23 protein-coding genes are annotated in these 22,637 nt (G+C 69.6%); 19 read left to right on the forward strand and 4 right to left on the reverse strand.

All coding sequences use genetic code 11. The annotated features are described in order from the left end of the window. Positions 1–11: 11 nt before the first annotated feature. Positions 12–1,712, reverse strand: coding sequence for an ABC transporter ATP-binding protein (locus tag B9Y70_RS02545; protein WP_240309097.1), 1,701 nt, complete (start codon positions 1,710–1,712; stop codon positions 12–14). A gap of 75 nt (positions 1,713–1,787) precedes the next feature. On the opposite strand from B9Y70_RS02545, the gene lepB reads away from it, so the two are divergent. From lepB to B9Y70_RS02580, 7 genes are all read left to right on the forward strand, one after another. After that, on the forward strand, positions 1,788–2,540 hold the full coding sequence (gene lepB, locus B9Y70_RS02550; RefSeq protein WP_205410405.1) for a signal peptidase I: 753 nt from the start codon (positions 1,788–1,790) through the stop codon (positions 2,538–2,540). Next, positions 2,540–3,160 carry a ribonuclease HII gene (locus B9Y70_RS02555; protein WP_143337474.1) on the forward strand — a complete coding sequence of 207 codons (621 nt, stop codon included), beginning with the start codon at positions 2,540–2,542 and terminating at the stop codon, positions 3,158–3,160. Before lepB ends, B9Y70_RS02555 begins: the two co-directional genes overlap by 1 nt. Before the next feature lie 3 nt (positions 3,161–3,163). Then, on the forward strand, positions 3,164–3,469 hold the full coding sequence (locus tag B9Y70_RS02560; RefSeq protein ID WP_085548660.1) for a DUF2469 domain-containing protein: 306 nt from the start codon (positions 3,164–3,166) through the stop codon (positions 3,467–3,469). Positions 3,470–3,622: 153 nt separating this feature from the next. Continuing rightward, the gene (locus B9Y70_RS02565) at positions 3,623–3,994 is read left to right on the forward strand and encodes a YraN family protein (protein ID WP_085548661.1); all 372 of its coding nucleotides are present in this window, start codon (positions 3,623–3,625) and stop codon (positions 3,992–3,994) included. Further along, a complete protein-coding gene (locus B9Y70_RS02570) occupies positions 3,981–5,453 on the forward strand; it encodes a YifB family Mg chelatase-like AAA ATPase (RefSeq protein ID WP_085548662.1) in 1,473 nt (490 codons plus the stop codon). Before B9Y70_RS02565 ends, B9Y70_RS02570 begins: the two co-directional genes overlap by 14 nt. Further along, positions 5,450–6,601: a DNA-processing protein DprA gene (gene dprA, locus B9Y70_RS02575; protein WP_085548663.1), complete on the forward strand. Its 1,152-nt coding sequence runs from the start codon at positions 5,450–5,452 to the stop codon at positions 6,599–6,601. The genes B9Y70_RS02570 and dprA overlap by 4 nt, the downstream gene beginning before the upstream one ends. A gap of 4 nt (positions 6,602–6,605) precedes the next feature. Then, positions 6,606–7,490 (forward strand): tyrosine recombinase XerC, encoded by an 885-nt coding sequence (locus B9Y70_RS02580; protein ID WP_085548664.1) that lies wholly within the window; start codon positions 6,606–6,608, stop codon positions 7,488–7,490. 1 nt (position 7,491) lies between these two features. Here B9Y70_RS02580 and B9Y70_RS02585 read toward each other — a convergent pair whose 3' ends face one another. Continuing rightward, a complete protein-coding gene (locus B9Y70_RS02585; RefSeq protein ID WP_085548665.1) occupies positions 7,492–7,959 on the reverse strand; it encodes a M23 family metallopeptidase in 468 nt (155 codons plus the stop codon). Positions 7,960–8,266: 307 nt separating this feature from the next. On the opposite strand from B9Y70_RS02585, the gene rpsB reads away from it, so the two are divergent. The 5 genes from rpsB (at position 8,267) to B9Y70_RS02610 (ending at position 12,436) form a co-directional block, all read left to right on the forward strand. Next, positions 8,267–9,100 carry a 30S ribosomal protein S2 gene (rpsB, locus tag B9Y70_RS02590; protein ID WP_085548666.1) on the forward strand — a complete coding sequence of 278 codons (834 nt, stop codon included), beginning with the start codon at positions 8,267–8,269 and terminating at the stop codon, positions 9,098–9,100. A gap of 120 nt (positions 9,101–9,220) precedes the next feature. Continuing rightward, complete coding sequence (gene tsf / locus B9Y70_RS02595; RefSeq protein WP_085548667.1) at positions 9,221–10,048, forward strand: translation elongation factor Ts; 828 nt, start codon at positions 9,221–9,223, stop codon at positions 10,046–10,048. A gap of 154 nt (positions 10,049–10,202) precedes the next feature. Then, positions 10,203–10,889, forward strand: a complete 687-nt coding sequence (gene pyrH, locus B9Y70_RS02600) for a UMP kinase (RefSeq protein ID WP_240309119.1) — start codon at positions 10,203–10,205, stop codon at positions 10,887–10,889. Positions 10,890–10,951: 62 nt separating this feature from the next. Beyond that, positions 10,952–11,509, forward strand: coding sequence for a ribosome recycling factor (frr, locus tag B9Y70_RS02605; RefSeq protein WP_085548669.1), 558 nt, complete (start codon positions 10,952–10,954; stop codon positions 11,507–11,509). Between the two features lie 54 nt (positions 11,510–11,563). After that, entirely contained in the window at positions 11,564–12,436 is an 873-nt protein-coding gene (locus tag B9Y70_RS02610; protein WP_085548670.1) for a phosphatidate cytidylyltransferase, read from the forward strand. 66 nt (positions 12,437–12,502) lie between these two features. On the opposite strand, the gene B9Y70_RS02615 is transcribed toward B9Y70_RS02610, so the two are convergent. After that, positions 12,503–12,958 (reverse strand): LapA family protein, encoded by a 456-nt coding sequence (locus B9Y70_RS02615; RefSeq protein WP_085548671.1) that lies wholly within the window; start codon positions 12,956–12,958, stop codon positions 12,503–12,505. Between the two features lie 91 nt (positions 12,959–13,049). Here B9Y70_RS02615 and rlmN point away from each other — a divergent pair, with 91 nt between their 5' ends. Genes rlmN through B9Y70_RS02630 form a run of 3 tightly spaced genes read left to right on the forward strand, consistent with a single transcriptional unit; the run spans position 13,050 to position 16,460 of the window. Continuing rightward, positions 13,050–14,147, forward strand: coding sequence for a dual-specificity RNA methyltransferase RlmN (rlmN, locus tag B9Y70_RS02620; RefSeq protein ID WP_085548672.1), 1,098 nt, complete (start codon positions 13,050–13,052; stop codon positions 14,145–14,147). Positions 14,148–14,166: 19 nt separating this feature from the next. Next, positions 14,167–14,931 (forward strand): ABC transporter ATP-binding protein, encoded by a 765-nt coding sequence (locus B9Y70_RS02625; protein ID WP_085548673.1) that lies wholly within the window; start codon positions 14,167–14,169, stop codon positions 14,929–14,931. Then, on the forward strand, positions 14,928–16,460 hold the full coding sequence (locus B9Y70_RS02630) for a hypothetical protein (RefSeq protein ID WP_143337475.1): 1,533 nt from the start codon (positions 14,928–14,930) through the stop codon (positions 16,458–16,460). The genes B9Y70_RS02625 and B9Y70_RS02630 overlap by 4 nt, the downstream gene beginning before the upstream one ends. Before the next feature lie 151 nt (positions 16,461–16,611). Here the strand turns inward: B9Y70_RS02630 and B9Y70_RS02635 are convergent, their stop codons facing one another. After that, positions 16,612–17,103: a DUF2631 domain-containing protein gene (locus tag B9Y70_RS02635; protein ID WP_085548675.1), complete on the reverse strand. Its 492-nt coding sequence runs from the start codon at positions 17,101–17,103 to the stop codon at positions 16,612–16,614. 102 nt (positions 17,104–17,205) lie between these two features. Between B9Y70_RS02635 and dxr the strand changes: the two genes are divergently transcribed. Genes dxr through B9Y70_RS02655 form a run of 4 tightly spaced genes read left to right on the forward strand, consistent with a single transcriptional unit; the run spans position 17,206 to position 22,635 of the window. Next, a complete protein-coding gene (gene dxr / locus B9Y70_RS02640; RefSeq protein ID WP_085548676.1) occupies positions 17,206–18,399 on the forward strand; it encodes a 1-deoxy-D-xylulose-5-phosphate reductoisomerase in 1,194 nt (397 codons plus the stop codon). Positions 18,400–18,407: 8 nt separating this feature from the next. Continuing rightward, positions 18,408–19,619 (forward strand): M50 family metallopeptidase, encoded by a 1,212-nt coding sequence (locus tag B9Y70_RS02645; RefSeq protein WP_085548677.1) that lies wholly within the window; start codon positions 18,408–18,410, stop codon positions 19,617–19,619. A gap of 10 nt (positions 19,620–19,629) precedes the next feature. Further along, positions 19,630–20,787 carry a flavodoxin-dependent (E)-4-hydroxy-3-methylbut-2-enyl-diphosphate synthase gene (gene ispG / locus B9Y70_RS02650; protein ID WP_085548678.1) on the forward strand — a complete coding sequence of 386 codons (1,158 nt, stop codon included), beginning with the start codon at positions 19,630–19,632 and terminating at the stop codon, positions 20,785–20,787. Positions 20,788–20,835: 48 nt separating this feature from the next. After that, positions 20,836–22,635, forward strand: coding sequence for a penicillin-binding transpeptidase domain-containing protein (locus B9Y70_RS02655; protein WP_085548679.1), 1,800 nt, complete (start codon positions 20,836–20,838; stop codon positions 22,633–22,635). Positions 22,636–22,637 lie beyond the last annotated feature (2 nt).

The following is a 22,637-nucleotide window of genomic DNA, read 5'->3' on the forward strand; positions in this document are numbered from 1 at the left end:
GTCAGCGGCCGTCAAGCCAGCAGCTGACGGGAGGCGAGATCGCGGTAGAGCTCGCTCGACTCCATCAGTGACGCGTGCGTGCCGACGCCGGCGACGCGGCCGTCGTCAAGCACGATGATCTGGTCGGCGTCGGTGACGGTCGAGAGGCGGTGGGCGACGACGACGAGGGTGCGGTCGGCGGCGGAGGCGTCGATGGCGTCGAGGATGAGCTGTTCGTTCTGGGAGTCGACGGCGGAGGTGGGCTCGTCGAGAAGCAGGATGGGCGAGTCCATGAGCAGCATGCGGGCGAGTGCCAGGCGTTGCCGTTGACCGCCGGAGAGGGTGAGGCCGCGGTCGCCGAGGACGGTGTCGAGGCCCTCGGCCTCCTCCATGCGCTCGCGCAGGTTGACCTGTTCGAGGGCCCACCAGCACTGCTCGTCGGTGGCGTCGGGGGTGGCGAGCAGGAGGTTGTCGCGGACGGTGCCGGCGAGCACGGCGGCCTCCTGCTCGACGTAGCCGACGATCCCGCGTACCGACGCCCGCGTCAGCCCCGCCATGTCCTGGTCGCCGAGGTAGAGACGTCCGGAATCGGGGTCGTAGAAGCGCTCGATGAGGGCCAGCATGGTGGACTTTCCGGAACCGGAGGGGCCGACGATGGCGGTCTTGGTGCCGGCGGGGATGTCGACCGAGACGTCGACGAGGACGGGCGTGTCGTCGGAGTAGGAGAAGGAGACGTCGTCGAAACGCACCGAGCGGGCGGGACGGGCGGGCGAACCGTCGACGGACTCGGGCTCCTCGTCCATGATCTGGTTGATGCGTTCGATGGCGCCCATGGCCTGGCGAATGGTGGTGATGGCACCGAAGATCGTGCCGAGGGGCATGGACACCATGAACAGGTAGAGGACGAAGGTGACCAGGTCGGCGACGGTGATGGTGCCGGCGGCGACGCGCGCGCCGCCGATGCCGAGGACCAGCAGGAAGGAGCCCTGCATCGCCAGGCCGGTGGCGGGGAAGATGAGCGCGGCGACGCGGGCGATGCGCACGCCCTGGAGCCAGGCGTTGTCGGCGTCGGCACGCAGACCGGTCTCGACGGAGTCCTGGGCCCCGGAGGCGCGGATGGTGCGCACGGCGACGAGTGCGCGGTCCATGCCGGCGCCGAGGTCACCGACGGCCTCCTGGGCGCGTTTTGTGTAGCGCTGGATGAGGGTCGAGGAACCGATGACGGCGATGAGAGTGACCGTCACGACCGCCAGCACCAGGCCCAGCATGAACACGTCGACCATGGCCATGAGGATGATCGCGCCGATCATGGTGGCCAGACCGCCGATGGCGCTGACGAGGCCGCCGGTGAAGGCGGAGCGGATGATGGTGGTGTCGGAACCCAGGCGGGTGACCAGATCACCGGTGCGGTGGCGGTCGTACACGGCGATGGGCAGGCGCAGGAGGTGGCTGATGAGGTCGTGGCGCGTGGCCTTGACCGCCGTCTCCGCGGTGACGGTGAGCAGGTAGGACTGGAAGGCGCCGAGGACCGACGACACGACGAGCAGTCCGACGAGGATCCACGCCAGGTGCGCGATGGGACCCTGGCCGACGGTGGAGATGAGCCGGTTGATCACCAGCGGCTGCGCCAGGCCCAGACCCGACCCGACGAGGGAGAGCACGACCGCCAGGGTGAGCGCGCCCTTGTGGTGGGCGAGCATGGCCAGCAGCGCGCGGAACGGGGAGGACTTCATGTCGGTCCAGTCTAGGCCTGCCCCCGGCTGCTAGGCTCGGTCCCCGTGACTGATGCGGAGAATAACCCCGAGGAGCTGACCGGGTCGACGGCGGCGTCGGCAAGCGAGGCGGACAACGCCGAGGAGAAGAAGCCCGCACCGTGGTACATCGAGATTCCCGTGGTCATCGCGGTGACGCTGCTGGCGATCTTCCTCATCCAGACGTTCGTCGGGCGTGTGTACATGATCCCCTCGCAGTCGATGGAGCCGACGCTGCACGGCTGCGCCGGGTGCACGGGTGACCGCATCTTCGTGGACAAGGTCAGCTACCGTTTCTCCGATCCGAAGGCCGGGGATGTCGTGGTGTTCAAGGGCACGGACTCGTGGAACCAGGGGTTCGTGTCCCAGCGTTCGCAGAACGATGTCGTGCGGGCGCTGCAGAATGTCGGCTCCTACGTCGGCCTCGTCGCGCCGGATGAGAATGACCTGGTCAAGCGCATCATCGCCACCGGTGGGCAGACGGTGTCCTGTCAGGAGGGTGACCCGGCCGTCATGGTCGACGGGCAGCCGGTCGACCAGTCCTACACGCTGACCCCGGTCGCGTACCCGGTCGATCCGGCCACGGGGTCCGAGGCCTGCGGCGGCCCCTACTTCGGCCCGCTGACCGTGCCCGAGGACAACTACTTCATGATGGGCGACAACCGCACCAACTCCGCCGACTCCCGCGCGCACATCGGCGACGAGCACCAGGGCACCATCCCGGAGGATCACATCCGCGGCAAGGTCCAGGCCATCATCTTCCCGTTCAACCGCATCGGCGGTGTCGCCGACCCGGCGATCCAGGAGTAGTGGAGGAGCTTCTCGACGCCCGCGGTCTCGGCCCCGTCGCCGGCGTCGACGAGGCGGGGCGCGGCGCCTGCTGCGGGCCGCTCACCGTCGCCGCGTGCATCCTCCCCGCAGGCCCGGTCGACGGCCTGGAGAAACTCACCGACTCCAAGAAGCTCACCCCCGCGTGGCGGGAGAGGCTGTACCCGCTCATCATCGACGCCGCGCTCGCCTGGTCGGTGGTGACCATCTCCGCCGCGGCCATCGACGCCCGCGGCATCCAGCACGCCAACATCTCCGGCATGCGGCGCGCCGTCGCGCAGCTGGAGGTCCGCCCCGGGTACGTGCTCACCGACGCCTGGCGCATCCCGGGGCTCGACGTCCCGCACCTGCCCGTCGTCGGCGGGGACGCCGTCGTGCGCTCCATCTCCGCGGCGAGCGTCCTGGCCAAGGTCACCCGCGACCGGCTCATGGTGGAGATGGACGCCCGCCACCCCGGTTACGGCCTGGCGTCGCACAAGGGCTACTCCACGAAGGCGCACATGGCTGCGGTGCGGCAGCACGGTGCGACCGCCGAGCACCGATACACTTACGCCAACGTCGTGAAGGCCCACGACGAGTGGCTGAGCATGCAGGAGGTTTGAGAAGTGAGCGCTGAGGAACTCGACAACTACGAGGCAGAGGTGGAGCTCTCCCTGTACCGCGAGTACCGGGACGTGGTCAGCCAGTTCTCCTACGTCGTGGAGACCGAGCGCCGTTTCTACCTGGCCAACGCGGTGGAGCTCATCCCTCACACCGACGGCCGGGACGTCTACTACGAGGTCCGCATGTCGGACGCGTGGGTGTGGGACATGTACCGTTCGGCCCGTTTCGTGCGTTACGTCCGCGTCATCACCTACAAGGACGTCAACATTGAGGAGCTGGACAAGCCTGACCTGGTGCTTCCCGAGTAGCACATTTCGCGGATCCGCGTCGTCCGCCCCCGGCCCCGCCTGTGGATAACCCGAGTTATCCACAGAAACGGGGCTTTTCTACTTGTCCGCACTTTTCTTCCCGCTTCTCGACGCCCACCCTGGGGTCACCACACCAACTCCAGGGGGAAGCACATGTCAGTAGCCCATAAACGTCGCACCCGACTCGGCCGCCGGGGGGAGTCCGAGGCCGCCGCCTTCTACCGCCGCCGTGGGGCGGAGGTGCTCGACCGTAACGTCTCCTATCCCGTCGGCGAGCTCGACCTCATCTGCCGGGAACCGGACGGCACCATCGTGTTCGTGGAGGTCAAGACCCGTTCCGGCCGGGGCTTCGGCGGGGCGGAGGCCGTCACGGGCCGCAAGCTCGCCCGTCTCCGCCGGGCGGCCGCGCGCTGGTTGGAGGGCCGCGAGTATGCCCGCGTGCGTTTCGACGTCCTCGTGTTCACCACCATCCGCCACGGCTTCGACGTGGAGTTCTACGAGGGGGTCGAACATGGCGCTCGGTAGAACCCGCACCGTCGCCCTCGACGGGGTGACGGCCCGCCCGGTCACCGTCGAGGCGAACATCGGCCCCGGCCTGCCCGGCATCCACCTCGTCGGTCTCGGCGACACCGCGGTGAGCGAGTCGAAGGACCGCGTGCGCACCGCCGTGGCCAACTCCCGCCTGCCGTGGCCGAGGACGAAGATCATCGTGTCGATGTCCCCGGCGTCGCTGCGCAAGTCCGGCTCCCACTTCGATCTCCCCACGGCCCTGTCCGTGCTGGCGGCGGGCGCACCGGCACCGCGGCTGCGGGATGCGGTGGTGGTCGGGGAGCTCGGTCTCGACGGCTCCGTCCGCGAGGTCCCCGGCGTCCTGCCCGCCCTGCTCGCCACCCGCACAAATGGCTTCACCCATGCGATCATCCCGCCGGGCAACGCCGCCGAGGCGACGCTCGTCGACGATCTCACCGTCCTCACCGCCCCCTCGCTCACCGCGGCGTGGGCCTGGGCCACCGGGGAGGGGGAGCTGCCGGTGGCGGTGGGTGACGGGGGAGCCGGGCACGTCGGTCAGTGCTCCGTGCCGGACTTCGCCGACCTCGCCGGGCAGCGGGAGGCCCGGTTCGCGGCCGAGGTGGCCGCGGCGGGCGGGCACCACATGCTGCTCATCGGCCCGCCCGGGTCGGGGAAGTCGATGATCGCGGCGCGCCTGCCGGGGATCCTCCCGCCGCTCACCCCGGCGGAGTCGCTCGAGGCCACGGCCGTGCACTCGGTGGCCGGCAACGGGAGGGTGGTGAGGCGGGCCCCGTTCATCGACCCGCACCACTCCGTGACCCGCGCCGCCCTGCTCGGCGGGGGACCGGGCACCGCGCGGCCGGGGGCGGTGAGCCTGGCGCATCACGGAGTGCTGTTTCTCGACGAGGTCTCCGAGGTGCCGGCCGCCATCCTCGACGGGCTGCGCACCCCGCTCGAGGACGGGGAGGTCAGACTCCTGCGCGCGCAGCGGGAGGTGGTGTTCCCGGCCCGGTTCCAGCTGGTCCTCGCCGCCAACCCGTGCCGCTGCGCGGCGGAGGACCCCGCGCGCTGCCGCTGCCGCTCACACGAGCGCGCCGGGTACCTGCGCAACCTCTCCGGCCCGATGCGGGACCGGCTGGACATCACGGCCCGGACCTCGGCGGCCGGGGTGCTGGTGGGGGAGGAGGAGTCCTCGGAGGTCATCGCCGGGCGGGTGACGGCGGCGCGGGAACGGGCGATGGCGCGCTTCGGGTGTGTCAACGCCGCGACGGATCCGCACCTGCTGCGTCGCGAGTACCCGGCCGACGACGTCGGGATGGCACTGCTGGGGTCGCTGCTGGCGACGGGGGACATCACCCAGCGGGGCGTCGACAGGGCCCTGAAACTGGCGTGGACGCTGGCGGACCTGGAAGGGGCCGGGCAACCGACCCTCGACCACGTCCACCGGGCGGCGGAACTGCGGGAGGGGGCATGAGGGACTGGGCGTACCTCAACCGGGTCGTCGAGGGGCCCTCGCGTCCGCTGCAGCAGCTGCTGGCCGCCGGGCGGGACGCCTCCGAGATCGCGCACGGCGTGCGGTCCCGCGCCTCGTGGCTGGGGGAGCTGGCCGGTCAGACCGCGGCCCGTGCCACGTGGGACCGCGCGGAGGAGGACCTGGCGGCGGCCGCCGCGGTGGGGGCGCGTCTCATCACCCCGGAATGCGCGGAATGGCCGCGCGAGGAGTTCGACGTCGCCTTCGGCTTCGCCGCCACCGGCCGCAGCGAACACCTGCGCAGCTACCAGGACGACGCCGTCCCTCCGCATGCGCTGTGGGTGCGGGGCGGGCCGTTGCGGCCGGCGGTGGCGCAGTCCGTCGGGGTGGTGGGTACGCGGGCGGCGACCCGCTACGGGCTCGAGGCGACCCGGCAGATCGCCACCGGCCTGGCGTCTCACCAGTGGACGGTGGTCTCCGGCGGGGCGCTCGGGGTCGACACCGTGGCGCACGAGGCGGCCCTGGGAGCCGGTGGACTGACGGTCGCGGTGGCGGCGTGCGGCATCGACCGCACGTATCCGGCACGCAACGCCGCGCTGTTCGACCGGATCGCCGGGCAGGGGGTGTGCGTGACCGAGTACCCGCCGGGTACCCCGCCGCAGCGCCACCGCTTCCTCACCCGCAACCGCCTGGTGGCCGCGCTCACCGCAGGTACCGTCATCGTCGAGGCGGCCTGGCGCTCGGGGGCCCTCAACACGCTGTCGTGGGCCGAGGGCCTGGGCCGGGTGGCCATGGCGGTGCCGGGTCCGATCACCGGGGCCGGGTCGCTCGGCTGCCACGAGCGCATCAAGGAGGGCCGCGCCCAGCTGGTCACGGGGTCCGACGACATCCGGGCGCTGCTGGGTGCCGCCGGAGCACTCGACGTCGCGGAGCAGTATGAGCTGGCCTTCGCGGCCACCCCGGTGCAGTCGCTGACGCGCAACGAGCTGCGGGTCTTCGACGCGATCGACCCCACCGGGTCCGTCGCCCAGGACATCGCGTTGGGCGCCGGCCTGCCCCTGCCGCTGACGGTGCACCTGCTCCTCGAGCTGACGAAACGCGGGGTGGTGACGCGGGAGGGGACGGTGTGGTCCCGCGCGGATAGACTGTGACCCCATGAGGCAACACCAGTCACAGCTCGTGGAGGCGATCGAGGATTTCGCCGACCACTCCCGACTGGTGCTCGGCCGCTCCGAGGCCACCGTCCGCGGCTACCGCTCCGACCTGCTCTCGCTGGCCGAGAGCGTGCCGACCTTCGCCGCCTTCACCCTGCCCGCCCTCCGCGCCTGGCTGGCGACGGCGGTCCGGGAGGGCCGGTCCCGGGCGACGATCGCCCGCCGCACCGCCTCCGCCCGCAGCTTCTCGACGTGGGCCCTGCGGCAGGGACACCTGCAGTCCGACGTCGCCGCCCGGCTGGTCTCCCCGAAGGTCAACCGGCCGCTGCCCGAGGTGCTCGGCGTGGAGAAGGCGGGGGAGTTCGTCGGTAACGCGGCCTCCGCGGACGAGGTGGAGTTCCTCCGTGACTCCGCGATGCTCGAGCTGCTCTACGCCACCGGGGTGCGCGTCTCCGAACTGTCCGGCATGAATGTCAAGGACCTGGACATGACCCGCCGAACGGTCCGGGTGCTGGGCAAGGGCGACAAGGAGCGCGTCGTGCCCTTCGGGGAGGCCGCCGCCGACGCCGTCACCGAGTGGCTCGCGCGCGGCCGTGGAGAGCTGGCGAGGGACACCCCGGCCCTGTTCGTCGGCGTGCGCGGCGGGCGCATCGACCCCCGCCAGGTCCGCCGCGTGGTGGAGAAGGCCGGGCAGGTCACCGGCCAGCGCATCACCCCGCACGGCCTGCGCCACACGGCCGCCACCCACCTGCTCGAGGGGGGTGCCGATCTCCGCGTCGTGCAGGAGATGCTCGGCCACTCCTCCCTGCAGACCACGCAGATCTACACCCACGTCTCCGCCGAGCGGCTCAAGGACGTGTTCAAGCAGGCACACCCGCGGGCGTGATCTACGGATTCGGCTTCAAACGGATCACCGGCGCGTCGAGCAGCCCCAGCGGGTTGACGTAGTCGTCCGGGCCCCGCCGCGCGCCCCAGTGCAACCCCGGCCAGCCGTCCACGGGGTGTCCCAGGATGCCGAGCATCTGCCCTTCGCGTACCTCCTCGCCCCTTGCCACCCGCGCGTGGACGGGCTGGTACGTGGTGCGCAACCCGTTGGCGTGGTCCACCGACACCGTCGGGGTGCCGGCCACCACGCCCGCGAAGGCGACCACCCCGTCCCCGGCCGCCACCACCGAACCTCCCACCGGCAGTGCCAGGTCGACGCCGCGGTGGCCGGGCAACCAGTTGTGCGCGGGCCGATCGAAGGCGCGCAGGACGTGGACGGAGCCGGTCGGGGAGACGTAGGCGTGTGCGACCCCCGCCACCCCCGGCGCAGCCACCAGCAGGAACACAAGTACAACGACAATCCACCGCATACCCGCGACGGTAGGGGCGACGGGGAGGGGCGGGGCGTCGATAAGCGGGGGACCTGTGGATGATGGGGCGGATGTGACGAACCTGTGGACAACTCCGTGTCCCGGTTTGGTGTTCGCAGGCCAGGGGGCTAAAGTAGGCGCCAGCAGTGTGCCCGAAAGGCGTGCGCTGACTACGCGCGGCGGGGAAGACCGACGTTGACACGGTCCCGGGTATCCGGGTGTCGGCGGCCGGCCTCGTCGCTAGGGTGCAGGACAAAAACCTGCACGTCAGACAGAAAACCGAAAACTACCAGAAAGTGAGCGTGACATGGCAGTCGTTACCATGCGCGAGCTTCTCGATGCCGGTGTCCACTTCGGCCACCAGACCCGTCGTTGGAACCCGAAGATGCGTCGCTTCATCTTCACCGACCGCAACGGCATCTACATCATCGACCTGCAGCAGACCCTGACCTACATCGACGCAGCGTTCGAGTTCGTCAAGGAGACCGTCGCCCACGGCGGCACCATCCTGTTCGTCGGCACCAAGAAGCAGGCCCAGGAGGCCGTCCAGGTCGAGGCCGACCGCGTCGGAATGCCGTACGTCAACCACCGTTGGCTCGGCGGCATGCTGACCAACTTCCAGACCGTCTCCAAGCGTCTGCACCGCCTCAAGGAGCTGCAGGCCATGGATGCAGCGGAGAACGGCTACGAGGGTCGCACCAAGAAGGAGACCCTCATGCTCACCCGCGAGCGCACCAAGCTGGAGCGCGTCCTGGGTGGTATCGCCGAGATGACCCGCATCCCGTCCGCTCTCTGGGTGATCGACACCAACAAGGAGCACATCGCGGTCAACGAGGCCCACAAGCTCAACATCCCGGTCGTCGCCATCCTGGACACCAACTGCGACCCGGACGTCGTCGACTGGCCGGTCCCGGGCAACGATGACGCCATCCGCTCCACCGCCCTGCTGTCCCGCGTCATCTCCACCGCCGTGGAGGAGGGCAAGAAGGCCCGCGAGGAGCGTCAGCTCGCCGCTTCCAAGGAAGCTGCCGGCGACACCCAGGAGAAGGCCGCCGCCGACGCCGAGAAGGCCGCCGAGGCCACCGAGGCTGCTGAGGCTCCGGCCACCGAGGCCGAGACCACCGAGGGCGCCGAGAACTAAACCAGGCACGAGGCCTGAAATCCTGAGGCCCCCGTCGGTCGTGTACGCGGCGGGGGCCTTTCCCATCGACTACGCTCTGTGGTCGATAACCGTTCCGATACGAGGAGGATCGCCCCGACTATGGCGAACTACACTGCTGCAGACGTCAAGAAGCTCCGCGAGCTCACCGGCTCCGGCATGCTCGACTGCAAGAAGGCCCTGGAGGAGTCCGCTGGTGACTTCGACAAGGCTGTTGAGATCCTGCGCATCAAGGGTGCCAAGGATGTCGGCAAGCGCGCTGAGCGCTCCGCTTCCGAGGGCCTGATCGCCGTCTCCGGCAACACCATGGTGGAGGTCAACTCCGAGACCGACTTCGTGGCCAAGAACGCCGAGTTCAAGGAGCTCGCCGCCAAGATCGCCGAGGCTGCCGCCGCCGCCAAGGCCAACACTCCGGAGGAGCTCGCCGCCGCTGACGTCGACGGCAAGCCGGCCGGCGATGTGCTGCAGGAGATGTCCGCCAAGATCGGCGAGAAGCTCGAGCTGCGTCGCGCCGCCACCGTCGAGGGTGACAACGTCGCCGTGTACCTGCACCAGCGTGCCTCCGACCTGCCGCCGGCAGTTGGTGTCCTGGTCGCCTACACCGGTGAGGGCGCCGAGGCCGAGGCCGCCGCCAAGGCCGCCGCCATGCAGGTCGCCGCCCTCAAGGCCGGCTACCTGACCCGCGAGGACGTTCCGGCCGAGGTCGTGGAGAAGGAGCGCTCCATCGCCGAGCAGATCACCCGCGAGGAGGGCAAGCCGGAGAAGGCCATCCCGAAGATCGTCGAGGGTCGCCTCAACGGCTTCTACAAGGACGTCGTCCTGCTGGAGCAGGCCTCCGTCGCCGACTCCAAGAAGACCGTGAAGCAGCTCATGGATGACGCCGGCGTCACCCTGACCGGCTTCAAGCGCTTCGAGGTCGGCCAGGCCTAAGCCGCTCATCGACGACCGCCGTCGCCCCTCGGGGCGCGGCGGTTTTCGCGTCCCATGGCCACGGGATAGGATGGATCCGATTCAACCGCCCCCTTCTCAAGGAGCTCACACGGTGACCAACCCCAGCCCGAAACGGACCAGCTACAAGCGCGTCATGTTGAAGCTCGGAGGTGAGATGTTCGGCGGTGGCGAGGTCGGCATCGATCCCGACGTCGTCGAGAACGTCGCCCGCCAGATCGCCGAGGTGGCGAAGACCGGCGCGGAGATCGCCGTGGTCATCGGCGGCGGCAACTTCTTCCGCGGTGCGGAACTGCAGCAGCGCGGCATGGACCGCGCCCGCTCCGACTACATGGGCATGCTCGGCACCGTCATGAACTGCCTGGCCCTGCAGGACTTCCTCCAGCAGAAGGGCGTCGACTGCCGTGTGCAGACCGCCATCAACATGGCCCAGGTCGCCGAGCCCTACCTGCCGCTGCGCGCCGCCCGCCACCTGGAGAAGGGCCGCGTGGTCATCTTCGGCGCCGGCATGGGCATGCCGTACTTCTCCACCGACACCACCGCCGCGCAGCGCGCCCTGGAGATCGGCTGCGACGTCCTCTTCCTGGCCAAGGGCGTGGACGGCGTCTACTCCGACGACCCGCGCACCAACCCGGACGCCGAGCTCTACACGGAGATCACCCCGCGCGAGGTCATCGAGAAGGGCCTCAAGGTCGCCGACGCCACCGCCTTCTCCCTCTGCATGGACAACAACATGCCGATCCTGGTGTTCAACCTGCTCACTGACGGCAACATCGCCCGCGCGGTCGCCGGCGAGCAGATCGGCACGCTGGTCAGGTCCTAGCGGCCCCGGCCCTGCATCCTGGTAGATTGATGCAGGTAAACACACCTTAAGAAAGGCTTCCCATGATCGACGAGATCCTCCTCGAGTCCGAGGACCGCATGACCCACACCGTCGAGCACACCCGTGAGGATCTGACGACGATCCGTACCGGCCGTGCCAACCCGGCTATGTTCAACGGTGTCATCGCCGAGTACTACGGCGTGCCCACCCCGATCACCCAGATGGCCACCATCTCCGTGCCGGAGCCGCGCATGCTGCTCATCAAGCCCTACGAGATGAATGTCATGGGCGACATCGAGAACGCCATCCGCAACTCCGACCTCGGTGTCAACCCGACCAACGACGGCCAGGTCCTGCGCGTCACCATCCCGCAGCTGACCGAGGAGCGTCGTAAGGACATGGTCAAGGTCGCCAAGGGCAAGGGCGAGGACGGCAAGATCGCCATCCGCAACATCCGCCGCAAGGGCATGGAGCAGCTGAAGAAGCTCCAGAAGGACGGCGACTTCGGCGAGGACGAGGTCCAGGCCGCCGAGAAGGAGCTGGACAAGGTCACCGCGAACTACGTCGCGCAGATCGACGAGATCGTGGCCCGCAAGGAAGAGGAGCTGATGGAGGTCTAGGACCTCTTGTCCGCTTATCGACGACCCGCCCACCCACATCCCAGGAGGCTCCAGGTGACGGAAGCGAAGTTGGGGCACCTGCCGAAACCGAAGAACTCCGCCGGCCGCAACCTGCCGGCGGCCATCGGCGTCAGCGCCCTCCTCGGCGGGCTCGTCCTCCTGGCGGTGTGGATCGGCCCGGTGGGCTGGTACCCGCTGGTCGCGGCCGCCGTGGCCGTGGCGACGTGGGAAGTGGTCATGCGCCTGCGGGAGCACTCCTACTTCATCCCCCGCCTGCCGATGCTCCTGCTGGGACAGCTCATGGTGTGGCTGTCCTGGCCCTTCGGCACCACCGGCCTGGTGGCGGCCTACGTCACCGCCGTGCTGTTCATGATGTTCGGCCGGCTTTTCTACCACGGGCGCTCCACCCCGCCGCAGAACTATCTGCGGGACACGGCGGTGGCGATCTTCGTGCTCACGTGGATCCCGCTGTTCGCCTCGTTCGCGGCGATGCTCTCGCTCATCGCCTCCGCCGAGGGGGTGTGGGGCGGGGTGTACATCGTCACCTTCATGCTGTGCGTGGTGGCCTCCGACACCGGCGGTTACATCGCAGGCGTCATGTTCGGCTCCCGCCCCATGGCCCCGGCCGTGAGCCCGAAGAAGTCGTGGGAGGGCTTCGCCGGCTCGGTCATCGGCGGCGTCGTCACCGGTGCCCTCACCGTCTCCCTGCTGGTGGGGGAGGCGTGGTGGATCGGCGCGCTCATGGGCCTCGGGCTCGTCGTGTGCGCCACCCTCGGCGACCTCGTGGAGTCGCAGTTCAAGCGCGAACTGGGCATCAAGGACATGTCGGCTCTGCTGCCCGGCCACGGCGGGCTCATGGACCGTCTCGACGGCATGCTGCCCTCCGCCATGGTCACCTGGCTCGTGCTCAGCATCGTCGGGGGCTGACGGCAGGGAAACTCAGAGGGGCGGTGGTCGACGTCGACCACCGCCCCTCCACCGTGTTCCGGGTGTCTAGCCCTGGAGCTTGCGCTGGCGCTTGACCTGGCGACGCAGCTCGAACATGCGCACACCGCCGACGAGCGCCATGATGAGCGCACCCGTTATCGCGGAGAACAGGTAGCCGATGCCGGCCGGGAAGTGGAACGTCCACGACAGGACGTTGAGCTCCACCTGCTGCTGGTTCTGCAGGATGAACACCAGCAGGCCGATGAGCAGCAGCGCGCCGATGATGAGCGCCGCCCAGGTGCCACCGGCCAGGGAGCTCTTCACCTTGGTCTCCACCTCGGTCTCGGTGACGGGGCCGCGCGGGGCGGGGCGCTCCTCGGCGTAGATGTCCCGGTTCTCGTCGAGATGGTCCGGCATCGGCTCGTCGCGGACGGCGGGGGTGCGGTCGGACGTGAGGTCCGGGTCCATGTCGTACACCGGCTCGCGGTCACGGACGGGATCGTTGTCGTGTGATCGTGTCATACCATCATTCAACGCTGTGCATGCGAAATCCGCCACGCAAATGCCCATACACTTGGGTAACAACCTGCCGACGTGGAAAGATGGGGGCATTATGGCTGAACCCGTGACCCTCCAGTTCTCCGCGCCCAAGCGCGGCATGCCGCCGACCCACTTCGCCGACCTCACCCCCGAGGAGCGCATCGCGCGCATCACCGACCTCGGCCTGCCGAAGTTCCGCGCCGACCAGATCGCCCGCCACTACTACGGGCGCTTCGAGGCCGACCCCTCCACCATGACGGACCTGCCCGTCGCCGCCCGGGAGACCATCACGAAGGAACTCTTCCCGACGCTGCTGAGCCCCGTCCGCTCCATCGAGACCGATGACGGTGACACCACCAAGTCCCTGTGGCGCCTCAACGACGGCACGCTGCTCGAGTCCGTGCTCATGCGCTACCCGGACCGCGCGACGCTGTGCATCTCCTCCCAGGCCGGCTGCGGCATGGCCTGCCCGTTCTGCGCTACCGGCCAGGGTGGCCTGGACCGTAACCTCTCGGCCTCCGAGATCGTCGACCAGGTGCGCGCTGCGGCCGCCGCGATGGAGGCGGAGGGGTCCCGCCTGACGAACATCGTGTTCATGGGCATGGGTGAGCCGCTGGCCAACTACAAGCGCGTCATCTCCGCGGTCCGCCAGATCACGCAGCCCTCCCCGCAGGGCTTCGGCATCTCCCAGCGCAACGTCACCGTCTCCACCGTGGGCCTGGCACCGGCGATCCGCAAGCTGGCGGACGAGGACATGTCCGTCCGCCTGGCGGTCTCCCTCCACACCCCGGACGATGAGCTGCGCGACACCCTCGTGCCCATCAACAACCGCTTCTCCGTGGAGGAGGTGCTCGACGCCGCCCGCTACTACGCCGACAAGTCGGGCCGCCGCGTCTCCATCGAGTACGCCCTCATCCGCGACATCAACGACCAGGACTGGCGTGCCGACATGCTCGGCAAGAAGCTGCACAAGGCGCTCGGCTCCAAGGTCCACGTCAACCTCATCCCCCTCAACCCGACCCCGGGCTCGAAGTGGGACGCCTCCCCGAAGGAGCGGCAGGACGAGTTCGTCCGCCGCGTCATCGCGCAGGGTGTGCCGTGCACGGTGCGCGACACCCGTGGCCAGGAGATCGCCGCCGCCTGCGGTCAGCTGGCTGCCGAGGAGAAGTAGCGACGCTACCGTGGGGTCCATGACTGACCCCACCACGCAGGCCCTGGCGGTCCGTGACCTGACGAAGGTCTTCGGGCAGCACGTGGCCGTCGACACGCTCTCCCTGGACATCCCCCGCGGTTCGATCTACGGCATCGTCGGGCCGAACGGCGCGGGTAAGACGACGATGATCTCCATGGTCGCCGGCCTGGCACGCCCGACGGCGGGCCGGGCGTGGGTCGCCGGCCATGACGTGTGGGAGGACCCCCTCCCGGCGAAACAGGCGATGGGTCTGCTCGTCGACGGTGTCCCCGTCTTCGACCGCCTCTCCGGCCGCGAGTATCTGCAGTACCTCGGCGGCATCCGGGGCCTGCCGCAGGCGGAGGTGGAGCAGCGCGCCACCGAGCTTCTCGACGCCCTCGGCCTCGCCGACGCTGGCCCGAAGTACATCGTCGACTACTCCGCGGGCATGACGAAGAAGATCCTGCTGGCCGGGGCGCTGTTGCACAACCCGGAGATCCTCATCCTCGACGAGCCCCTCGAGGCCGTCGACCCGGTGTCGGGCCGTCACATCCAGCAGATTCTGCGACGCTACGCGGAGCGCGGCGGCACCGTCGTGCTGTCCTCGCACGTCATGGAGCTGGTGGAGGGACTGTGCGACCACGTCGCCATCATCCACCAGGGGCGTGTCCTCGCCGCCGGGCACGTGGACGAGGTGCGGCAGGGTGCGAGCCTCGTCGACACGTTCGTCCGCCACGTCGGCGGTCGCGACCTCGACGACGACACCCTGGGGTGGCTGCGATGACGGGTCTACTGCTCCGACTGCACCGCACCCTGTGGCGGCGGTCGATGAAGGAGAACACGGCCGCCACGATCATGGCGGTGCTCATCGTCCTCTACGCCCTCATCGGCCTGGTCAGTCTCACCCTGAGTGTCTGGCTGCTGGCCCCGGAGAACCGGGCGTGGGGTGTCGCCGGGATGGTGGGCCTCGGTGCCCTCGCGTATGTCGCCGTGGCGGTGATCATCCCGTCGGGGGAGTCGCAGCTCAATGCCGCGGACTTCGCCACGCTGCCCGTCACCGCCCGGGACCTGCAACCCGCGATGGCGTGGTCGACGCTGCTCACCACCCGTGGGGTCATCGCCGCGCTGAGCACGGCCATCGCCACCGGCGTCGCCGTGTGGTTGTCGAGCTGGTGGTGGATTCTCGCCATGCCCGTCGCCCTGGTGATGACCCTGCTGTCCGGCGAGCTCGCCCGCATGCTGAGCTCCGGCTCGGGCCGCGTGTCCTCGGAGCGGATGAACATCCTCAGCGGCGTGCTGGTCATCGCCATGATCTTCGGCTTCAACCTGCTCATGTCCTTCGGCCTTGAGAACATCCCCCTCGACCGGATCGGCCGCCTCCTCGCGTGGACCCCGGCCGCCGCCCCCGCCGGTGTCGTCGCCGCGCTTCTCGACGCCCACTGGCTCACCGCCCTCGCCCAGCTCGCCGTCACGGTGGCGACGGTGGTGCTCGGCGCGTGGTGGTGGCGCACCGTCATCACCCGGCGGCTCACCGCCCCGCAGGACTCCGTCACCCGCGAGGAAGTGGGGGAGCGGCCGGAGGGCATCCTCCTGGCGGGCCTGCCGTACACCCCGGGCGCGATGATCTACTCCCGCGGCCTGCGCTACTTCCGGCGGGACCCGCGCATGGTCGGAGCGATCGCGTCGTTCCCCATCATCGCCCTGGTGCTGCTCGTGCAGGGTGCCCTCGTCGACGACACCACCCTGTACCTGGGCATGGTGGTCCTCGCCCTCATCTCCGGGTCGCTGGCCAGCAACGACTTCGGTTACGACGGGCCGGCCGGCTGGACCCACCTCGTCTCCGGGGTGCCCGCCCGCACGCTGCTCGTGGCGCGCCATCTCGCCCAGCTCACCCCGATGGTGGTGCTGGTCCTCCTCGTGGACGTGGCCGCCGTCCTCCTCGCGGACGACTCCGGCCGCGCCGCACTCGTGGCCGTCATCTCGCTCGGGCTGCTCATCTCTGTGGCGGGTATCGCCCTGCTGTTGAGCACCCACAACCCGTTCCCCACCGCGAAGCCGGGCACGAGCCCGTGGGCCGACAAGTCCGGCTTCTCCGGCGCCGCCTTCGTGGCCGCCTTCGCCTCGCTCCTGCTCGGCTGGATCCCGGCCGCCCCGGGTGCCGCACTGGCCGCCGCCGGCTGGGTCGTCCCCGGTCTGCTGCTCGCCCTCGCCCTGCCCGCCGCGTTCTACTGGCTGTGCCTGCGCCTGGCCGAGAAGCGGGTGGAGACCCGCCTCCCGGAGATCTACGACCGGGTCTCCCGCTGGGTGAACTAGCGGCCGCGTTGCGGCGTACCCCGATTCCCTCCGGACCCCCTCGATTCCGGGGGTCGGCGCGCACATCGGGGTACGCCACAACGCGCCCCCACCGGGAGGGAACGAAAAAACCGCCCTCCCGGTGGGGGAGAGCGGTGGAGATTCGTGCTGCTTAGCGGGCCTCGAGCTCGGAGGCGGCGGTGGAGCCGGTGCCCACGGTGCCGACAGAGCCGTTCGCCTCGACTGCCGGGGTCTCGCGCAGGTGCTGGACGCGGGCCGGGTCGATGTTCATGGCGATGAGCTGGCTGTCGGTCAGGTTGGCGTAGGTGCCCGACAGGGTCTTCTGGTTGTAGGCCCAGTCCGGCTCGCGGTGGTTGGCCGGCTGGTTACGGGCGGAGAGGGTGCGGACCTGGCTGAGCTTCGGCTCGAAGAGGTGGATCAGCAGGCCGATGGCCACGAGAGCGGCGATGGACAGGAGCCAGATGGTCTCAACGTGACCCTCGTGGTTACCGAAGTTGTAACCGAGGAGGATGAGCACGGAGACCCAGCCCGCGACCTGGACGGTGGTACGGGAGAGCTCGCTCCAGCCGAAAGCGGCAGAGGGCACGTCCAGGGTGGAGGTTCCGTTGTGGACCTCAGGCACGATCTCGTGGGAAGCAGCCACGTTGTTCTCCTTGTCATGAAGGCAGGTTTAACTTGCCCCATATCTTTGCACATAGTTCATCCAGGTGCGACAAAACACCCCCAAGAGTTACGGAGTGACACAATGGGGGCCGTGAAAACTACCGCTGATACCCCCAGGCGCATTCTTCTTCTCGGCTCGACCGGGTCGATCGGCACGCAGGCGATCGAGGTCGTCGCCGATAATCCGGACCTCTTCGAGGTGGTCGGCATCGCGGCGGGCGGCTCGGACCCGGCGCTGGTCATCGCCCAGGCGCGGCAGCTCGGGCTGGCCCCGGACCGCGTGGCGGTGGCGGGGGAGCGGGCGGCCGCGGAGGTGTCGGCGGCGCTCGGCGGGACGGTGATCTCGGGTCCGGGCGCGGCGGAGGAGCTGGTGCGTGCGGTGGAGGCGGACACGGTGCTCAACGCGCTCGTCGGCTCCCTCGGGCTGGCCGCGACCCTGGCGACCATCGAGTCGGGCACCACCCTGGCGCTGGCCAACAAGGAGTCCCTCGTCGCGGGTGGTGATCTCGTCATGGCGGCGGCCGCCCCGGGGCAGATCGTGCCGGTGGACTCGGAGCATTCCGCGATGGCGCAGTGCCTGCACTCGGGCACCGAGCGCGAGGTGGACCGTTTCGTCCTCACCGCCTCGGGTGGCCCGTTCCGGGGTTGGACGAGGGAGGAGATGTGGGATGTCACGCCCGAGCAGGCGGCGGCGCATCCGACGTGGTCGATGGGCCAGATGAACACGCTCAATTCGGCGACCCTCGTCAACAAGGGGCTGGAGCTCATCGAGGCGACCCTGTTGTTCGGCGTCCCGGCGGAGCGTATCGACGTCACCGTCCACCCGCAGTCCATCATCCACTCGATGATCACGTTCACGGACGGAGCGACCATCGCGCAGGCCTCGCCGCCGTCGATGAAGCTGCCGATCTCGCTGGCGTTGGACTGGCCGCACCGCGTCGCCGGCGCCCAGCCGGCGCTCGATTTCACGCAGGCGCACGACTGGCGTTTCGAGCCGTTGGACGACGCCGCCTTCCCGGCCGTCGCCCTCGCACGCGACGTCGCGACGCGGCGGGGCACCTTCCCGGCGGTGTACAACGCCGCCAACGAGGAGGCCGCCGCGGCCTTCCTGGCAGGGCGGATCCGCTTCCCGCAGATCGTCGACACCGTTGCCGAGGTCCTCGCAGGGGCCGGTCAGTTTGCTGGTGTACCGTCAACCGTCGATGACATCCTGACGGTCGAGTCGGAGGCCCGGGTGCGGGCCAACGCGATCGTCGACAAGCTCGAGAAGTCCTAAGGAGACCAGTGGGCGGATACCTGCTCGGCGTGGTCCTGTTCGCCCTCGGCATCGCGGTGACCATCGCGTTGCACGAGGCCGGCCACATGTTCACGGCCCGCGCGTTCGGCATGCGGGTGCGCCGTTACTTCATCGGCTTCGGCCCGACGGTGTGGTCCGTCCGGCGCGGGCACACGACCTACGGAGTGGCCGCGCTGCCGCTCGGCGGGTTCTGCGAGATCGCGGGCATGACCGGGCAGGAGCCGGTCACCGAGGAGGAGAAGCCGCACGCCATGGTGAACAAGCCGTGGTGGCAGCGGGTGGCGGTGCTGTCGGGCGGAGTGGTCGTCAACGTCATCGTCGGCGTCACCATCATCTACGGACTGGCGGTGACCTCCGGCCTGCCGAACCCTGACGTCGACACCACGCCCACCGTCGGTGAGGTCTCGTGCGTCTCCGACCAGACCGGCCCCGAGACGCTGGCGGACTGCTCCGGCGTCGGCCCCGCGGGCGAGGCGGGTGTGCAGGTCGGCGACCGTATCCTCGCTCTCGACGGGCAGGAGATGGAGTCGTTCACCCAGCTGCGCGACACCGTGTTGACCAGGCCGGGGGAGGACGTCGTCTTCACCGTTGAGCGCGACGGGCAGACCCTCGAAGTCACGGTCCCCGTCGCCCCGGTGACGCGTCTCGACGCCGCCGGCAACGAGATCACCGCCGGTGCCGTCGGCCTGAGCAACGCACCACTCGAGAACGCCTGGGTGTCCTACGGTCCCGTCGCGGCGGTCGGCGCGACCGGCGCCTTCACGTGGGATCTTCTCGACGCCACCGTCCGCGGCCTGGCCAGCTTCCCGGCCAAGATCCCGGGGGTCGTCGCCTCCATCTTCGGCGCCGAGCGCGACATCGAGGGCCCCATGAGCGTCGTCGGAGCCTCGCGCGTCGGCGGCGAGCTGGTGGAGCGCTCCCTGTGGAACATGTTCTGGATGATGCTGGCGTCGCTCAACTTCTTCCTCGCCCTGTTCAACCTCGTGCCGCTGCCGCCCCTCGACGGCGGGCACATCGCTGTCGTCCTGTGGGAGAAGGTGCGCGACTTCTTCCGCCGCCTGCGGGGCCTGGCCCCGGCCGGACCGGCGAACTACGAGAAGCTGCTGCCGGTCACGTACGCGATGGCGGCGGTGCTCATGGTGATCGGTGGTCTGGTCATCGTCGCTGACGTGGTCAACCCTGTGCGACTGTTCGGCTAGAGTTGTGCCCATGAACATCGGACTTGGTATCCCGGACGCTCCGCCCCCCACCCTCGCACCGCGACGCAGGACCCGCCAGCTGATGGTCGGCAACGTCGGAGTCGGTTCGGATCATCCGATCTCCGTACAGTCGATGACCACCACCAAGACCCACGACGTCAACGCCACCCTGCAGCAGATCGCGCAGCTCACCGCCTCCGGCTGTGACATCGTGCGCGTGGCCTGCCCGAAGACGATCGACGCGGAGGCGCTGCCGATCATCGCGAAGAAGTCGCCGATCCCGGTCATCGCGGACATCCACTTCCAGCCGAAGTACATCTTCGCCGCCATCGACGCCGGCTGTGCCGCCGTGCGCGTCAACCCGGGCAACATCAAGGAGTTCGACGGCCGCGTCAAGGAGGTCGCCCAGGCGGCCGGTGACGCGGGCATCCCGATCCGCATCGGCGTCAACGGTGGTTCGCTCGACGCCCGCCTGCTGAAGAAGTACGGCAAGGCCACCCCGGAGGCGCTCGTCGAGTCCGCCCTGTGGGAGGCCGGCCTGTTCGAGGAGCACGGCTTCGGCGACATCAAGATCTCCGTCAAGCACTCCGACCCGGTCGTCATGGTGGAGGCCTACCGCAAGCTCGCCGAGCAGTGCGACTACCCGCTGCACCTCGGCGTCACCGAGGCCGGCCCCGCCTTCCAGGGCACCATCAAGTCCTCCGTGGCCTTCGGTGCGCTGCTGTCCCAGGGCATCGGCGACACCATCCGCGTGTCCCTGTCGGCGGACCCGGTGGAGGAGATCAAGGTCGGCGACCAGATCCTGCAGTCGATGAACCTGCGCCCCCGCAAGCTGGAGATCGTCTCCTGCCCGTCCTGCGGCCGCGCCCAGGTCGACGTGTACAAGCTCGCCGAGGAGGTCACCGCCGGACTCGAGGGCATGGAGTTCCCGCTGCGCGTCGCGGTCATGGGCTGCGTCGTCAACGGCCCCGGCGAGGCGCGCGACGCGGACCTCGGTGTGGCCTCCGGCAACGGCAAGGGCCAGATCTTCGTCAAGGGTGAGGTCATCAAGACCGTGCCGGAGGCGAAGATCGTGGAGACCCTCATCGAGGAGGCCATGCGCATCGCCGAGGAGCAGGGCCTCGAGGAGGTCGAGGGAACCCGCCCCGAGGTGAAGGTCACCCAGTAGGGCGCGTCCCTCGGCGTCGATACGCGGCGGGGCTGTTAACCTGCGTTCATGACAGGGAAAGTACGTGGGGCGTTGCTCGTGGCCGCCCTCGTGGGCGGGCTCGTCTCCTGCACGCCCAAGCCCCTGGACGCCTCGCCCGTGGCGGAGGATTTCCTCGCCGCGCTGGCGGAGCGGGATGCGGAGGGGCTGGCGGAGGTCATCGACAATCCGGCCACCGCACAACACATCATCGACGCCACCTGGGCCGGACTCCAGGCTGAGTCCTTGACCACCACCCTGGGGGAGGTGGAGGTGCAGGACAACACCGCCACCGCGCGCTACACCCTCGACTGGCAGCTCCCGCGCGACCGCAACCTCACCTACGACACGTCGCTCACCCTGACGAAGTCCGCCGACGACTGGACCGTGCGCTGGCAGCCCACCGTCGTCCACCCGCGCCTCGGCGCCAACCAGCACCTCGAGCTGCGGCCCGTGCCCGCGACGAAGGCGAGCGTCGTGTCCTCCGACGGTGTCGAGATCCTCCAGCCGGGCACCATGTACCGCGTGCTCGTCGACCTGGGGAAGGTGAGCGACGTGCGGCCGGTGGCGGCGCGGCTGGCGGCGGTCGTCGACAAGCTCGACGCCGCGGAACTGGCGGAGGAACTCTCGCGCGCCTCCGGCGTGTACTCGGTGACCATGGTCGACCAGCAGGACGGGCCGCGCGTGCGGGACGAGCTGGCCGACGTCGAGGGCGTCATCGTCAACGACGAGGCCGCGATGGTCAACCGCGACCCCTCCTTCGCCCCCGACATCATGGCGCGCGTGTCCGCCATCGTCGCCGACGAACTCGACGGCGCCAACGGCTGGCGCGTCATGGCCGTCAACGAGCACCGCGCGCCCATCGACGACGTCGAGTACCACCCCGCACAGCCCGCCCCCGCCATCCGCATCGGCCTCGACCACGACATCCAGCAGGCCGCCCAGCAGGCCGTCAACCTGCGCGCCGACATGGAGGCGATGACGGTGGCCATCCGCCCCTCCACCGGGCAGGTCCTCGCGGTCGCCCAGACCGAGGCCGCCGACCGCAAGGGCGACCTGGCCCTGTCGGGCCTCTACCCGCCGGGCTCGGTGTTCAAGATCATCACCGCCACCGCCGGAATGGAGAGGCAGGGCCTGGGGTCCGGGTCCATCGTGCCGTGCCCGGGGTCGATGAACATCTACGGGCGCATCGTCAACAACTACAACCAGTTCTCCCTGGGCAACGTGCCGCTCGAGCGGGCCTTCGCGTCCTCGTGCAACACCACTTTCGCGGACATCTCGACGAAGCTGGAGCCGGGGGAGCTGGCGGACGTCGGTAAGCAGTTCGGCCTCGGGATCGACTACCGGATCCCCGGTCTGCACACCGTCACCGGCTCCATCCCCGAGGGCGAGACCCCGCTCGACCGCACCGAGGCCGGCTACGGCCAGGGCCTCGACCTCGCCAGCCCCTTCGGCCTCGCGCTCGTCGCCGCCACCGCCGCCCGCGGCGAGACCCCCGTCCCCGTGCTCATCGACGGCCACGCGACCGAGGTCTCCGAGGACGTCCCCGCCCCGTCCCCGGAGGCGATCGCGCAGCTGCAGCAGATGATGCGCTCGGTGGTCACCAGCGGCACCGCCCGCGGCATGCAGGCCGGCGGCGAGATCCACGGCAAGACCGGTGAGGCCGAGATCAACCAGGGGTCGCACGCCTGGTTTGCCGGCTACCGTGACGACGACATCGCCTTCGCCACCCTCGTCGTCCTCGGCGGCGGCTCCGAGACGGCCGTGGCGATCACGGACCACATGTTCACCACCCTCGACGGGATGCGGGCCGAGCGCGGACTACCATGACA

This window comes from Corynebacterium pollutisoli (assembly GCF_900177745.1).
Lineage (GTDB): Bacteria > Actinomycetota > Actinomycetes > Mycobacteriales > Mycobacteriaceae > Corynebacterium > Corynebacterium pollutisoli.

Bases quoted from the DNA above. Each gene is read 5' to 3' on its own strand.
- B9Y70_RS02545 (WP_240309097.1), bottom strand. From the start codon at position 1,712: ATGAAGTCCTCCCCGTTCCGCGCGCTGCTGGCCATGCTCGCCCACCAC.
- B9Y70_RS02565 (WP_085548661.1), top strand. From the start codon at position 3,623: ATGTCAGTAGCCCATAAACGTCGCACCCGACTCGGCCGCCGGGGGGAG.
- B9Y70_RS02570 (WP_085548662.1), top strand. From the start codon at position 3,981: ATGGCGCTCGGTAGAACCCGCACCGTCGCCCTCGACGGGGTGACGGCC.
- dprA (WP_085548663.1), top strand. From the start codon at position 5,450: ATGAGGGACTGGGCGTACCTCAACCGGGTCGTCGAGGGGCCCTCGCGT.
- B9Y70_RS02580 (WP_085548664.1), top strand. From the start codon at position 6,606: ATGAGGCAACACCAGTCACAGCTCGTGGAGGCGATCGAGGATTTCGCC.
- B9Y70_RS02585 (WP_085548665.1), bottom strand. From the start codon at position 7,959: ATGCGGTGGATTGTCGTTGTACTTGTGTTCCTGCTGGTGGCTGCGCCG.
- rpsB (WP_085548666.1), top strand. From the start codon at position 8,267: ATGGCAGTCGTTACCATGCGCGAGCTTCTCGATGCCGGTGTCCACTTC.
- tsf (WP_085548667.1), top strand. From the start codon at position 9,221: ATGGCGAACTACACTGCTGCAGACGTCAAGAAGCTCCGCGAGCTCACC.
- pyrH (WP_240309119.1), top strand. From the start codon at position 10,203: ATGTTGAAGCTCGGAGGTGAGATGTTCGGCGGTGGCGAGGTCGGCATC.
- frr (WP_085548669.1), top strand. From the start codon at position 10,952: ATGATCGACGAGATCCTCCTCGAGTCCGAGGACCGCATGACCCACACC.
- B9Y70_RS02615 (WP_085548671.1), bottom strand. From the start codon at position 12,958: ATGACACGATCACACGACAACGATCCCGTCCGTGACCGCGAGCCGGTG.
- rlmN (WP_085548672.1), top strand. From the start codon at position 13,050: ATGGCTGAACCCGTGACCCTCCAGTTCTCCGCGCCCAAGCGCGGCATG.
- B9Y70_RS02625 (WP_085548673.1), top strand. From the start codon at position 14,167: ATGACTGACCCCACCACGCAGGCCCTGGCGGTCCGTGACCTGACGAAG.
- B9Y70_RS02630 (WP_143337475.1), top strand. From the start codon at position 14,928: ATGACGGGTCTACTGCTCCGACTGCACCGCACCCTGTGGCGGCGGTCG.
- dxr (WP_085548676.1), top strand. From the start codon at position 17,206: ATGGGGGCCGTGAAAACTACCGCTGATACCCCCAGGCGCATTCTTCTT.
- ispG (WP_085548678.1), top strand. From the start codon at position 19,630: ATGAACATCGGACTTGGTATCCCGGACGCTCCGCCCCCCACCCTCGCA.
- B9Y70_RS02655 (WP_085548679.1), top strand. From the start codon at position 20,836: ATGACAGGGAAAGTACGTGGGGCGTTGCTCGTGGCCGCCCTCGTGGGC.